Source organism: Methylobacterium tardum, assembly GCF_023546765.1.
Taxonomy (GTDB): domain Bacteria; phylum Pseudomonadota; class Alphaproteobacteria; order Rhizobiales; family Beijerinckiaceae; genus Methylobacterium; species Methylobacterium tardum.
In genome coordinates, this window is record NZ_CP097484.1 from 3528581 (window position 1) to 3542439 (window position 13859).

A 13859-nucleotide genomic window follows, 5' to 3' on the forward strand; every position below is an offset into this window, starting at 1 on the left:
CCGCCTAAAACGATCGGCGTGCAGTCAGGCCGTGGCGCGAACGGGCGTTTCGCAGGCGACAGCAACAGGGCCGAAGGCGCGCACGAGGTCGGCGTCGAGTTTCGGGCCCATGCGCTCCAGGATCGCGTAAGCCTCGTGCACGGATTTCGGCGCCTTGTAGGGGCGCGCCTCGATGAGCGCCGCGAAGATGTCGCAGATCGTGATCAGCCGCACCAGATCGGGGATGTCCCGACCGCGGAGTCCATCCGGGTAGCCCGAGCCGTCGAGAAATTCGTGGTGCGAGCGGACGACCGACAGGATCAGCGGATCGTAAGTCTCACCCCGGAGCATGTCGTGGCCGAGCGCCGGATGGCGGTCCATCTCCAGGCGCTCGTCAGGCGTCAGCGGCGCCGGCTTGTTCAGGATCGCCAGCGGAATCTTGGCCTTGCCGATATCGTGCAGCAGCGCACCCTTCACCAGATGGCGCGAATCCGAGTCCTTGAGGCCGAGCGTCCCCGCGAAGGCGGCGGCGAGGCCGGCCACGCTCAGGCAGTGCCGATGGGTCACGTCGTCGAAGCTCTCGGCGACCCTGAGCCAGTCGCGGATCTTCGCCTCGCGGACCGCCCGATTCACCAGGGCGGCGCCGGTTTCGACAATGGCGGGCGCCGGCGCGCAATCGGCGCGGAACATGAGGGCGAACGCGTCCCGGGCTTCGCCGGCCTGCGCTCGCAACGTGCCCGCCGGCGCGGCGATTCGGCCGCCGGTCATGGTCGCAACCGCGTTCATCAGCATCGCGGCCGCCACAGAGGCCGGCAGGACCCGCGTCGCGCCGAGGGCGGTCGCCTGAATCTCGCCGCGGCCAAGATTGCCGTGGACGAGAGCCAGAAAGGGTGTCGCCGGACCGCGCACGGTCGCGAGCGCTTCGCGCAGGCGCCGCACCGATTCCGACGTCAGCGCGCTCACGTCGCTAATGACCAGGGCCGCACCCGCGGGAGGCGAAGCTCTGCCGTACAGATCATGGAGCGCGACGTCTCCATCCGCGCCGAGATTGCGCGCGAGACGCTCGGCGCGGGCCAGATCGTCGGTCAGGATCAGTGTCCGTCCCAAGACTTCGCTCCCGCCATACGCTCAGATCCGAGCGTAAGAGTTCCGCACCTCACGGCCTGCCAGCGCACGGCGCATCGCGATGCGATGAACTGAGGCTTATGTCTGCAATCGGACGAACGGAACAACCAGTTCCGCCCGATCACTGATGCGCTGGCGAACATTTGCTTCCGGATCGATGCGATTCCGTTAAGATTGCAGCAGATCATCGGCTTTTCCGGTGCCGTGCGCAGTCGCGACGATGAACGAATGCTTGCGGCTCGCGAAGCGTCGGCGCGCCGCGTAAGCAGCGCTTGCCTCGCCGCGTCCGGGCGGCCAGAAGGCCGCCATGCTGCGCGTCAATGACCTCTCCTATCGCATCGGCGACCGCCTGATTCTCGACGCCGCGACCTTCACGATCCCGGAGGGCGCCCGAGTCGGCCTCGTGGGGCGCAACGGCGCCGGCAAGACGACGCTGTTCAAGGCCATCCTGGGCGATCTGCCGGTGGACGCGAAATCCATCTCGCTGCCCAAAGGCATGCGGATCGGCGCCGTCGCACAGGAGGCGCCCGCCGGCCCGGAGACCCTGCACACCGTCGTGCTCGCCGCCGACACGGAGCGCGCCCGGCTCATGGCCGAGGCCGAGCACGCCGACGGGTTGCGGCGGGCCGAGATCGAAACCCGCTTGGTGGATATCGGCGCGCATTCGGCGCCGGCGCGCGCCGCCGCGATCCTGCACGGGCTGGGGTTCGACGCGGCCGCCCAGGCGCGGCCCTGCTCGGACTTCTCCGGCGGCTGGCGCATGCGGGTGGCCCTGGCCGCGGTCCTGTTCTCGGAGCCGGACCTGCTGCTGCTCGATGAGCCGACCAACTACCTCGACATCGAGGGCACCCTCTGGCTGTACGATTACCTGGAGCGCTATCCGCGCACCGCGATCATCATCAGCCACGACCGCGACCTGCTCGACACCAGCGTCGATCACATCCTGCATCTCGACCGGGGAAAGCTGGCGATCTACCGCGGCGGCTACACGAGCTTTGCCAAACAGCTGTCCGAGAAGCGGGTCCTCCAGGCCAAGGCCAAGGCCAAGCAGGATGCCGAGCGGGCGCATCTCCAGAGCTTCATCGACCGGTTCAAGGCAAAGGCCACCAAGGCCCGGCAGGCCCAGTCGCGCGTGAAGCGCCTCGCCAAGATGGAGCCGATCGCGGCCCTGCTCGAGGACGACGTGCCGGTGATCCACCTGCCGAGTCCCGAGAAGCCGCTCTCGCCGCCGATCGTAGCCATGGAGCGCGTCAAGGCCGGCTACGGCGACCGCATCGTGCTCACGGGCCTCGATCTCAGCCTCGCCCCGGACGACCGGGTGGCGCTGCTCGGTGCCAACGGCAACGGCAAGTCGACCTTCTGCAAGCTGATCGGCGGCCGGCTCGGGCCGCTTGTCGGCGAGGTGAAGCGCTCGTCCAAGATGGAGGTCGCCTACTTCGCCCAGCACCAGCTCGGCGAGCTGCGACCGGCCGAGAGTGCCTACGCGCATGTCCGGACGCTCATGCCGGACGTGCCGGAAGCCAAGGTCCGCGCCGCGACGGCGCGCCTCGGCTTCGGCGCCAACAAATCCGATACGCCGGTGGAGAAGCTCTCGGGCGGCGAGAAGGCGCGCCTGCTCATGGGGCTCGCGGCGTTCCACGGACCCCATCTGCTCATCCTCGGCGAGCCGACCAACCACCTCGACATCGAGAGCCGTCAGGCCCTCGCCGAGGCGATCAACGACTACGAGGGCGCTGTCATTCTCGTCTCCCACGACCGCTTCCTGGTCGAGGCCTGCGCCGACCGGCTGTGGCTGGTCGCGGATGGCACGGTGAAGACCTTCGACGGCGACATGGACGATTACCGTCGGTTCGTCCTGTCGGGGCCGGAGCGGGAGGCGGAGCGCGATCCCGAACCGGCCGGCGGCCAGAAGGCCGAGGCGCGCCGCGCCGGTGTCGAGCGCCGCGCCGCCCTGGCGCCCCTGCGCAAGCGCCTGGAGGCGATCGAGGCGCGCATGGCCAAGCTCACCGCCGCGATCCAGAAGATCGACGCCGCGCTGGAGGATGGCTCCGCCTTCCGGGAGAACGCCACCAAGGCCGGTGAAATCGCCAAGATGCGGTCGGACGCCGCGGGCGCGCTGGCCGCCGCCGAGGAGGAATGGCTGACGGTCAGCGCCGAGATCGAGGCGGCCTGAACCGCAGCGTTCGTTGCGCCGACCGCGGTCACGCGGCTCGGCCTCAGACCGAGCTCTCGATGGCCCGCCTCAGGATGTCGACACCGAGGTCGATCTCCGCATCGCTGGCCGTCAGGGGCGGCGCGATGCGGAAGACGCCGCCCATGCCGGGCAGCTGCACGATATTCATGCTGAGGCCGAGGTCCAGGCAGCGTCGGGTAATCGCGTCGCCCAATTCCGGGGCCGACCGCTTCGTGTGCCGGTCGGCGACGATCTCCACGCCCTGCAGCAGGCCGTGGCCCCGCACATCGCCGATGCAGGCGAAGCGCTCCTGAAGGGCGCGAAGCCCGGCCGCGAGCCGAGCGCCGGCCTGCTCCGCCCGGGCGACCAGACCGTCGCGCTGGACGATCTCCAGCACCTTGAGGCCGACCGCCGCCGGGAGCGGGTCGGAGACGTGCGTCGTGTAGAACAGGAAGCCGCGTTCGTGGCATAGATCCTCGATCTCCGCCGTGGTCACGACCGCCGCCAGCGGCAAACCGGCGCCGAGCGTCTTCGAGAGGGTCAGGATGTCGGGCACGACGCCGTCCCGCTCGCAGGCGAACATCAGGCCGGTGCGGCCGATACCGGTCTGCGCCTCGTCGAGGATCAGGAGCATCCCCCGTTCCGTGCATTTGCGCTTCAGCGCGGCGAGGTAGCCGGGCGGCAGCGCGATGATCCCCCCGGAACTGAGGATCGGCTCGGCCAGGAACGCGGCGAGATTGCCGGTCGACTGCCGGTCGACCAGCGCGAAGGCGTAATCCAGCTCCGTCTGCCAGTCCGGAATGCCGTCCCGCTCGAAGGTCGGACGATACGCGTTCGGCGCCGGGATCGCGAACGACCCGACCGGGGCCGGGCCGTAACCCTTCCGTCCCGCGCTGTAGGTGGCTGAAGCCGCTCCCGCCGTCATGCCGTGCCAGGACTGGGCGAAGCTCACCACCTCCCAGCCGCCGGTGGCAAGCTTTGCCATGCGCAGGGCCGCCTCGTTCGCCTCCGCGCCCGTGGTCAGCAGCATCGACCGTTCGAGGGCACCCGGCGCCAGCCGGGCCAATTCGGAGGCGAGATCGGCGACCGGCCGGCTCAGCATCCCGCTGAACAGGTGATCGAGATGGGCGACGTGATGCGCCGCGACGGCGGCGATCTCGGGATGGCCGTGGCCCAGGATCGCGCTCATCTGGCCGGAGGTGAAGTCGAGGATCTTCCGGCCCTCGGCATCGTAGACGAAGCTGCCGGCTGCCCGCTCGATGATGAGCGGGGCGAAGACGCCGCCGTACCGCACAAGATGCCGGCGCGCCCGGTCCCAGAAATCCGCGTCCGCGTTCCGCGTCATGATCGATCCTGCTCGATGGCCCAGCTGCGCCAGGCTAGAACCGGATCGCCCCGCCGTGTAGCTGATAGTGCTGAACCGAGAGTTCAGGTTTTCTGATGTCGCCTATCCTGGATATCGATCTGCTGCGCAGCTTTGCGGTCGTGGCGGAAACAGGCGCCCTCAGCCGGGCCGCGGAGCGGGTCGGCCGCAGCCAAGCCGCCCTGAGCATGCAGATGAAGCGCCTTGAGTCTCTGATCGATCAGCCGCTTCTGACACGGACAGGGCGCGGCGTGCTGCTGACCGTGCAGGGCGAGCGCCTCCTGGTCCATGCGCGCCGGATCCTGGTCTCCCACGATGACGCCCTGGCCGAATTGTCGGGCCGGAGCCTCACGGGAAGCCTGCGATTCGGATGCCCGGACGATTACGCGCAGGCCTTTCTGCCGGCGCTCCTGCGTGGCTTCGCGCAACATCACCCCGCTGCGGCGATCGAGGTGGTCTGCGCCGCGACGCCGCGTCTCGTCGAACGTCATGACCGTGGCGGTCTCGACCTGGCGCTGATCTCGATGCCGCTCGCCGCCGAACGGGAGATTCTCAGACGTGAGGACCTTGTCTGGGTCGTCGCGCGGGATGGTCCGTCGCATTGGCCCGACCCGTTGCCGCTCGCGCTCGGCGACCCTGACACGCTCGATCATCAAGCGGCGCTCGCCGCACTCGACCGCGCGCACCAAGCCTACCGGCTCGCCTACGCGAGCGGCAGCCTGTCCGGCCTCCTCGCGGTGGTCCGGTCCGGTCAGGCGGTTGCCGTGCTGACCCGCTCCGCAGTTCCGTCTGACCTGCGGATCCAGTCCCGCACGAGCGGGTTGCCGAGCCTTCCGCAGATCGGCCTGACAATCCGCCTCGACGCGCAGCGTGCCTCGCCTCTCACGCGAGCCTTCGCCGCGCATCTACGGGCTGTCCTGCCCGTGCTCTGAGCGGACCACCCCAGTCTCGCCGGACGGCAGAGGCCCGCTCGCGAGAGCGGGCGGCGCGTCCTGGATCAGGCCATCGCGCGCACGCGATCCCGGCTCGCGGAACCGCGCCTACTCCTCGTCGGGATCACGCGGCCAGAACAGCAGAATGTCATCGTTGTCGATGTTGATCCAGTTGATGTGTGTATCGGGATGATCTTCGCTGAATCTTCTGAAATGCACGTCGTTGCAGAGCAGATAGATATCCTTCTCGAGCCCATCAAAGCCGCCATCGGCCGCGATCTTGCTGAGCGCGGTCTTGAAATCGGTGTCCGCAAGCTGGAGGCCACGGAATTTCCGGCCTGCGATGTCCGGGAATGCGGCGCTCCAAGCGGCCATCACGCGCGGATTGTCGTATCGAACGAGCGTATCCGTACCGACCTTACGGAACGGCGTGTGGTCGAGCCGCACGTCCTCGCTCCAATTCCGGTTCGCAGCGGCGGTCGTCTTCGTCGTCTCCGGCGACACGACGGGCGTCGTTGCCACCGTACTCGCCATCACGGCGCCCGTGGCCTGCGGTCCGCGGCCATACCGGACATCGGAATCGGCCGCCTCGACCGTCGCTGTCTTCGCCTCGGCCAGCGATAGCACGGCGCCGGCAGCCTCGGGCGAAAGCGTGTAGATCGACCGCGGATCGAGGGCGACGGGCACACTCGGTGAGACCTCCTTGGTGAGGGTCAGTGAAGCGGTCTCGGGGTGCTGCGTTTTCAGTGCCGTTCCGGAAAGCGCAGCCGCCGGAAATAAGTAATCCATCTCAAAGTCTCCAGCCATCGGAGCCGATGCGAAAACCGATGCCCTCACCACGACGCAAGCCAAATTCGTGAAACTATTGTTTTAAATGAACATACCTATCAGCTCAGACGCACATGCAAGGTGGCTTCAACTGGGTCTTGAAACAGAAGCACAGTCTGGCAGGTCAGCAAATACGATGTTCTATATCGCGCCAATAGCTGTGCACGTACTTTCGAGCGCAGCCTCTAAGCCTCATGAGCGCGCTCTGACCGGCACAAGCGAACGCGGGCCTCTGCCTGCGGGCACATCAATATTCTGATTGCGAAGGGAAGAGAGCTACGGACGCCTCGAACGTAGGGCAACCAACGGCCATCATGCCCGCGGCTGCTCCAGGTTTGAGCTTCATGCTCTATGGACTCAACAATGCATATCGAAGCACAGATCGTCAACGGGGCGTTTCGATGTATCAACTCATCTTTCAAATCACCTACAAGATCCGCAAATTCCGGCGATGAGGCCGCGTCAATCCGGAAGACGCCGCCTCTACGGGTCTGTCGTCAGCTGCTTCTCGTCGGATGCTGGTCTTGCGGACCATCCTATTCGGCATGCGAGGCCGGAGCGAACCGCTTCATATCCGGGACGGCTGGGCGGCGGGCGTTCGTCCCCGCCCGAGACCGAGGACAAGCAGGCAGCCGATGCCCGAGAGCACGACCAGCGGCAGGAGCCCGAGCGGGTAGCTGCCCGTCGCGTCCTTGATCACGCCGAGCAGGTAGGTGCCCACGAAGCCGCCGATATTGCCGATGGCGTTGATCTGCGCGATGCCGGCCGCTGCCGCGCCAGCCGAAAGCCATTCCGTGGAGAGCGCCCAGAACGGGCCCTTGACCGTGTAGGTGGCGGTCACGGCGAGGCACAGGATCAGGATCGTCGGCAGAAGCTGGGTGGTCGCGATCGAGGCGGCCAAGCTCACCGCGAGCAGCCCGAGGGGCAGCGCCGTATGCCAGACCCGCTCGCGATTCCGGTCGGAGGACCGGCCCCAGAGGAGCATCAGGACGGAGGCGACCCCGAACGGGATCGAGTTGAGCAGACCCGTCTGCAGGTTGGTCAGCCCGAACGCCTTGATGATCTGCGGCTGCCACAGCGACAGGCACTGGCTGGCGCCCGAGGCTCCGGCGTAGATCAGCGAGGCGGCGAGCACGTACCGATTGCGCATCACCTGCCAGACGGACAGATGCCGCGCCGGCGCAGCCTCGCCCGGGACCACGGAGGCGCGCTCCGTGGCGAGCCGCTCCTGAAGCCACGCGCTCTGCTGGGGCGTGAGCCACCGGGCCGATCCCGGTCCGTCCGGAAGCAGGAGGAAGGCCAGGAGGCCGAGCAGCACCGCGGGCGCGGCCTCCAGGATGAACAGCCATTGCCAGCCGCGCAGACCCAGCATCCCGTCGGTGTTGAGAATCGCGGCCGAGATCGGCGAGCCGAGGAAGCTCGAGATCGGGATCGCCACCATGAAGACGGCCACGATCCGTCCGCGGTAGGCCCGCGGGAACCAGTAGGTGAGGTAGAGGATCACGCCGGGAAAGAACCCGGCCTCGGACGCCCCCAGGAGCAGCCGCACGGCGTAGAAGGAGTAGGGCCCGACCACGAAGGCCATCGCGGCGGAGACCAGCCCCCAGGTGATCATGATCCGGGCGATCCAGATCCGGGCGCCGAAGCGTTCCATGGCGAGGTTGCTTGGGACCTCGCACAGGACGTAGGAGACGTAGAACAGGCCGCCGCCGAGCCCGAACTGCGCGGCCGACAGGCCGAGATCGTGGTTCATCTGCAGCGCCGCGAACCCGGCATTCACCCGGTCGACGAAGGCCACGAAGTAGGCGACCATCAGGAACGGCAGGATGCGCCAGGTGATCCTGCGGAGCGTGGCCCGTTCGATCTCCGGGATCGCTGCCGGCATCTCCGTCGTGGTCATGCCCGTCCTCCAAATTTAACTCCTCCGCCTTGGCGAAGGCGTGTCCCGCAAGCCAGACTGGGCGAGAGACAGCGGCTGACATCTGTCATCGGATCGCAACACCGGCCCCGGCTCAGCCGAACCCGTTTGCCCGCCGCCCCCGGACATGCGAGAGAAGCCGCATGTTGACCGTCGATAGCCTTTGGCGCGCGCGGCACCGGCTCGCGCAGTTCGGGAAGAAGCGGACCGGCTCCCCACGCATCCTCGTGATCGGCGTGTGCCAGGCCGGGTCCATCGCCAAGGCGATGCGCTACCTGCTGCCCGACGCGCAGGTGGATTTCGTCTCGGCGTTCTCGGCCGCCCGCCGCTTCCCGCGCCTCGCTGACCTGATGGCGCATGCCGACGGCTACGACTACGTCTTCTCCAGCATCTACCTGCCCCGCTTCAAGGGGGGCGGCACGATCGACACGCTGCGGACGCATCCGAAGGTACGGCTGATCCCGACCATCGTGTTCAGCGCCTATCACCCGGATCTGGTCCATGTCGGCGTGCAGGATCATGTGACCCTGAACGGCCTGATCTCCGGGCCGATGGGCCACTCGCATTCGGCCGTCACGCTGTTCGCCTACCTGTCCGGCTTCTCGCAGGCCCAGGCGCTCCGGCTCTTCGCCGAGCCGGTCTTCGAGCGCCTCGGCTATTATGACCTCTGGGACGAGTCCGTGTCCTATCTGCGCAGCCTGGGTGTGCAGGCAGGCTACGACCTCGACACGCACCTCACGCGCTGGGCGCGGCGCGGCTGCTTCATGCACTCGATCAACCACACGAAGCTCTACGTCGTCGCTGACCTCGCTCGCGGTCTGCTGACGAAGGCCGGCGTCCCGTTCGAGGAATGCGATCTCGACGCCTTCCTGCCCGACGATCTCGGCGGCCAGGGCAGCTGGCCGGTCTATCCCGAGATCGCGCAGCATTACGGCATTCCCGGCAGCGCCCTGTTCTTCAAGGCGGAGACCCGCCGGTCCGGCCCGGCGCGCACCATGAGCCGGGCCGAGTTCGTGGCGGCCTCGTACGCGAATTACGACCGACGCGAGCGCAGCCTGCTGATCTCTCAGCGGGTCCAGGGCTGGCGCAACGATCCGCCGACGGTCGAATTCATGCGCGACGCCGCGGGCCGCAACGATGCCTCAGGCCGCGCCTCGGCCCGTGTCCCGACTGTGAACGCCGGCAGCTTCGCCGGCCACGCGTCCTAGACCCGCGAACGCGCCGGCTTAGGGCGGGCACTTCCCTGCATCTTCGGCGTTGTCGCGCACCGCTGCCGCGAGCGGGATCGACGCGAGGTGCCTCATGAGCCTGCAGTCCCGGGACCGGAACCGTGCGGGCCAGTATGCGGCCGCAGCGGGCCTGACGCTGCTCGGCTCGGCCGCCGGCCTCGTCGCCTGGAGTCGGCTGCTGGTGAATCGGCACATGCCGCTGCCCCCTGCCCTGCCCGGCCGGCACGAACGGATCATCAGCCGGCGCGCCGGGGCTCTCTCCCTGTACAGCGCCGGGGAGGCCGACGGTGTGCCGCTCCTGCTGATCCACTCGATCAATGCGGCGGCCAACGCCTACGAGGTTCGCCCGCTCTACCTCCACTATCGAGGCCGCCGCCCGGTCTACGCCCTCGACCTGCCGGGTTTCGGCTTCTCCGACCGCTCCCGGCGCCGCTACACGCCGCGCCTGATGGTGGAGGCGATCCACGCGGCGGTGGACGAGATCCGGCAACGCCACGGCGGCTGCGTGATCGACGCCCTGGCCCTGTCGCTGTCCGCCTCCTTCCTGGCACGCGCCAGCCTGGAGTGTTCCGACGCCTACCGCAGCCTCGCCCTGATCAGCCCGACGGGTTTCGATGCGCAGCTCTCCGGCGAGGGTCCGCCGGACGGGCATCGCGGGCGCGACTGGCTGCGCGATGCCCTCGACCGTCCGCCCTTCGGCCGGCCGCTCTTCGATGCCCTGGTCACGCGGCCGAGCATGCGCTTCTTCCTCCAGAAGACCTTCGGCTCGCCCGACATCGGCGAAGATCTGCTCAACTACGATTACGCGTCGGCCCATCAGCCAGGCGCTGAGCACGCGCCCTGGTGCTTCATCGCCGGGCACCTGTTCCCGACCGACACGACCCGCCTCTACGAGCAGCTGCGCCTGCCGGTGTGGATGGTCCACGGGGTGCGCGGCGACTTCGTCGATTACCGGCTGGTACCCCGCGTCGCCGACCGGCCGAATTGGCGCGTCGAGACCCTGCCGACCGGCGCGTTCCCGCATTTCGAGCAACCGGAGGCGGTTATGGCCGGCTATGACGCGTTCCTGGCGCAGCTCGGCGCACCGTCGGCGAGGCGACCGGGCTGATCCTGTCGCCCAGTGTGATGGTTTCGCCGGAGGAGCATCGAGCCGATGCGATCCGGTCCGGACATCGGGCCGGCCCGGACTGCGGAGATGATCGGCTTCGCGGCGCAGCCAGTTGCGCGTGGTGGACCCGCGACACCCCGATCCCGTAAGGAGGTGACCGCCGCAACGTGCGGCGCCTGTACTGGATTCCGATGCTCGACCTGACCCTAGAGGCTGCCCGCACCATCGTGGATACCGCCCTTCGGGAGGCGCGAGCCCGCAACCTGAAGCCCCTGGCCGTCGTCGTCTACGACGCCCGCGGCGCGCTGAAAGCCGTCTCCGTCGAGGACGGAACCTCCCTGCGTCGGGCCGAGATCGCCTCCGGCAAGGCCAATGGCGCGCTGGCGCTGGGCCTCGGCTCGCGCGCGATCCATGCCCGCGCGGAGGCGCAGCCGTATTTCGTGGCGGCCGTGACCCATCTGGCCGGCCCAGCGGCCCTGGTACCGGTTCCAGGCGGCGTCCTGATCCGCTCCGGCGAGGGGCGCGTCCTCGGCGCGATCGGCATTTCCGGCGACACCTCGGACAATGACGAGATCTGCGCGGTGGCGGGGATCGAGGCGGCCGGTCTGGTGCCTGAGACCGGCGCCTGACCGTGTTCCTGCGCCGGCGCGACTGGTTGGCCGGCGCGGCCGCGCTGTCGGCGGTGCGGCCCGCCCGCGCGGCCGGCCTGCTGTACCGGCGCGGGAATGATGCGGATCCGGAGACCCTCGACCCCCACCGCTCGTCGACGGTGGCGGAGGCGCATATCCTGCGCGATCTCTGCGACGGCCTTCTCACCTACGACAATCGCGGCGCCATCATCCCGGGTGCGGCCCAAGCCTGGACCGTTTCCCAGGACGGGCTGACCTTCCGGTTCGATCTCCGGCCCGAGGGCCTCTGGTCGAACGGCGAGGCCGTCACCGCGTCGGATTTCGTGTACTCGCTCCGCCGGATCCTCGATCCGAGGACCGGGGCGAAATACGCCGAGGTCCTGTTCCCGATCCGGAACGCCGCGGCGGTGAATCGCGGCGAGAAGCCGGCAGACGCGCTCGCGGTCGAGGCGGAAGGGCCGCTCCGCCTCTCGATCGCTCTGGAAGAGCCGACGCCGTATTTTCTGGAACTGCTGACCCATCAGACCGCCCTGCCCGTCCATCGCGCCTCGGTCGAGCGCCACGGCGATTCCTTCACCCGGCCCGGCAACCTCGTGACGAACGGCCCCTACCGTCTCCGCGACCGGGTCCCGGGCGGCGCGATCACGCTCGAGGCCAATCCGCATCATCCCGCAGCCGCGGGCCTGGCGATCCGGCAGGTCGCGTTCCTGCCGACGCCCGACATGGCGGCGGCCGTGCGCCGCTACGCCGCCGGCGAGATCGACTCGCTGGCGGACCTGCCGGTCGACCAGATTGCCGACCTGCGCCGGCGCTTCGGTTCGCAGGTGGTGCTCGGGCCCTCGCTCGGGCTGGCGGCCCTGGCCGTCAACACGCGAAAGGCGCCGTTTTCGGACCGGCGGGTGCGGCGAGCCCTGTCCCTCGTGATCGACCGCGAGTACCTCGCCGACGGGCTGAACGGCGGCACCATGAGCCCCGCCTATTCCCTCTGCCCACCCGGCCTCGACCATTACCGGACGCCGCCCGAGACCGAAGGACGGCTCGGCCTGCCGATCGATCACGAGGCCGAAGCGCGGCGGCTTCTGACCGAGGCGGGGTTCGGCCCGGACAACCCGCTCACCGTGGAGTACCGGTTCAACGTCAGCGACAACAATCGCACCGTCGCGGTCGCGATCGCCGAGATGTGGCGCGACCTCGGGATCAGGACGCGCTTCGTCTACACCGATGCCAAGACGCACTTCGCCTACCTGCGTGACGGCGGCGATTTCGACGTCGCGCGCATGAGCTGGATCGCCGACTATTCCGACGCGCAGAACTTCCTGTTCCTGCTCCAGAGCGGAAACGATGGCATGAATTTCGTCCGCTGGTCGAATGCCGCCTACGACGACCTCATGGCGCGCGCCGCCAAAGAGCGCGACCTCGGCCGCCGCGCCGATCTGCTCTACGACGCGGAGACGATCGCGCTGCGTGAACTGCCCTGGATCCCGCTGATGCACTACCGGTCCAAGGCGCTGATCGCGCCGCGTCTGCACGGCTACCATCCGAACCTGCGCAACGCCGCGCCGACGCGGTTCCTGAGGCTCGACGCGTGATCCGCTTCATCCTGCGCCGCCTCGCGCAGGCGGTGCCGACCCTGCTCGCCGTCGTCACCGTCAGCTTCTTCCTGATGCGGCTCGCGCCCGGCGGCCCGTTCGATCTGGAGCGGCCCCTGGCCCCGGCCGCCATGGAGAACCTGCGCCGCGTGTACGGCCTCGACAGGCCGCTGATCCTTCAGTTCGGCAGCTATCTGGCGTCGCTGGCGCAGGGGGATCTCGGACCGTCCTTCTCGTTCCGCGACATGAGCGTCCTCGACCTGATCGCCCGAGGCCTTCCGGTCTCGGCGACCCTGGGCGCCCTCGCTCTCGCGCTCGCCGCCGGGCTCGGCGTGAGCCTCGGGATCGCCGCCGCGCTCCGACGCGGTGGCGTGATCGACCGTCTCCTCGGCGTCGGCGCGGCGCTGACCCTGTCGCTGCCGAGCTTCGTGGTCGCGCCCCTGCTCCAGATCGCCTTCGGGCTGACACTGCGCTGGCTGCCCCTGGGCGGGTGGAACGACGGCGCCCCGAGCCACCTCGTCCTCCCGGTGATCACCCTGGCACTCCCCCAGGTCGGCGCCCTGGCGCGGCTAACGCGCGCGTCCCTGGGCGAGGTGCTGCGCACGCAGCCCGTCCGCACGATGCGCAGCCTCGGCCTGCCGCCGGCTCGGGTCACGCGGCACGCCCTGCGGGGGGCCTTGCTGCCGGTGGTGGCCTATCTCGGGCCGCTCGCGGCGGCCCTGCTCACGGGATCGGTGGTGGTCGAGACCATCTTCGGCCTGCCGGGGATCGGCCGCTACTTCGTGGAGGGCGCGCTCAACCGCGACTATACGCTGGTGATGGGCACGGTGCTGCTGGTTGCCGGGCTGGTGATCGCCCTCAACCTCGCGGCCGACCTCGCCTGTGCGTGGCTCGACCCGCGCCTGCGTGTCGGAGCGTGAGCGCCGTGCAGATCCTCGCGAGGCCCGCCCGCCGAACACTGGGCCGCGTCGCCCGGGAACGCACCG

The 13859-nt window shown here is 68.9% G+C and carries 12 protein-coding genes; 7 read left to right on the forward strand and 5 right to left on the reverse strand.

The window, feature by feature from the left end; translation table 11 throughout:
• Window positions 1-24: 24 nt before the first annotated feature.
• Together M6G65_RS16910 and M6G65_RS16915 are read right to left on the reverse strand one after the other, a co-directional pair.
• Window positions 25-1086: an HD-GYP domain-containing protein gene (locus tag M6G65_RS16910; protein ID WP_250102589.1), complete on the reverse strand. Its 1062-nt coding sequence runs from the start codon at window positions 1084-1086 to the stop codon at window positions 25-27.
• A gap of 186 nt (window positions 1087-1272) precedes the next feature.
• Window positions 1273-1425 (reverse strand): hypothetical protein, encoded by a 153-nt coding sequence (locus M6G65_RS16915; protein ID WP_238194988.1) that lies wholly within the window; start codon window positions 1423-1425, stop codon window positions 1273-1275.
• On the opposite strand from M6G65_RS16915, the gene M6G65_RS16920 reads away from it, so the two are divergent.
• A complete protein-coding gene (locus tag M6G65_RS16920; protein ID WP_250102590.1) occupies window positions 1412-3277 on the forward strand; it encodes an ABC-F family ATP-binding cassette domain-containing protein in 1866 nt (621 codons plus the stop codon). The genes M6G65_RS16915 and M6G65_RS16920 overlap by 14 nt on opposite strands.
• 43 nt (window positions 3278-3320) lie before the next feature.
• Here the strand turns inward: M6G65_RS16920 and M6G65_RS16925 are convergent, their stop codons facing one another.
• Window positions 3321-4622 carry an aspartate aminotransferase family protein gene (locus M6G65_RS16925; protein ID WP_250102591.1) on the reverse strand — a complete coding sequence of 434 codons (1302 nt, stop codon included), beginning with the start codon at window positions 4620-4622 and terminating at the stop codon, window positions 3321-3323.
• A gap of 95 nt (window positions 4623-4717) precedes the next feature.
• Between M6G65_RS16925 and M6G65_RS16930 the strand changes: the two genes are divergently transcribed.
• The gene (locus M6G65_RS16930) at window positions 4718-5572 is read left to right on the forward strand and encodes a LysR family transcriptional regulator (RefSeq protein ID WP_238194991.1); all 855 of its coding nucleotides are present in this window, start codon (window positions 4718-4720) and stop codon (window positions 5570-5572) included.
• A gap of 108 nt (window positions 5573-5680) precedes the next feature.
• On the opposite strand, the gene M6G65_RS16935 is transcribed toward M6G65_RS16930, so the two are convergent.
• A complete protein-coding gene (locus M6G65_RS16935) occupies window positions 5681-6361 on the reverse strand; it encodes a hypothetical protein (RefSeq protein WP_238194992.1) in 681 nt (226 codons plus the stop codon).
• Between the two features lie 607 nt (window positions 6362-6968).
• Window positions 6969-8300 carry an MFS transporter gene (locus tag M6G65_RS16940; RefSeq protein WP_238194993.1) on the reverse strand — a complete coding sequence of 444 codons (1332 nt, stop codon included), beginning with the start codon at window positions 8298-8300 and terminating at the stop codon, window positions 6969-6971.
• Between the two features lie 161 nt (window positions 8301-8461).
• Here M6G65_RS16940 and M6G65_RS16945 point away from each other — a divergent pair, with 161 nt between their 5' ends.
• The 5 genes from M6G65_RS16945 to M6G65_RS16965 all read left to right on the forward strand — a co-directional run bounded on the left by M6G65_RS16945 (window position 8462) and on the right by M6G65_RS16965 (window position 13793).
• Window positions 8462-9526 carry a WcbI family polysaccharide biosynthesis putative acetyltransferase gene (locus M6G65_RS16945; protein WP_238194994.1) on the forward strand — a complete coding sequence of 355 codons (1065 nt, stop codon included), beginning with the start codon at window positions 8462-8464 and terminating at the stop codon, window positions 9524-9526.
• A gap of 94 nt (window positions 9527-9620) precedes the next feature.
• On the forward strand, window positions 9621-10655 hold the full coding sequence (locus M6G65_RS16950) for an alpha/beta fold hydrolase (RefSeq protein ID WP_250102592.1): 1035 nt from the start codon (window positions 9621-9623) through the stop codon (window positions 10653-10655).
• A gap of 191 nt (window positions 10656-10846) precedes the next feature.
• Window positions 10847-11284, forward strand: coding sequence for a GlcG/HbpS family heme-binding protein (locus M6G65_RS16955; protein ID WP_238194996.1), 438 nt, complete (start codon window positions 10847-10849; stop codon window positions 11282-11284).
• Between the two features lie 2 nt (window positions 11285-11286).
• Entirely contained in the window at window positions 11287-12873 is a 1587-nt protein-coding gene (locus M6G65_RS16960) for a peptide ABC transporter substrate-binding protein (protein WP_238194997.1), read from the forward strand.
• Entirely contained in the window at window positions 12870-13793 is a 924-nt protein-coding gene (locus tag M6G65_RS16965) for an ABC transporter permease (protein ID WP_238194998.1), read from the forward strand. The genes M6G65_RS16960 and M6G65_RS16965 overlap by 4 nt, the downstream gene beginning before the upstream one ends.
• The last annotated feature ends 66 nt before the right edge of the window (window positions 13794-13859 follow it).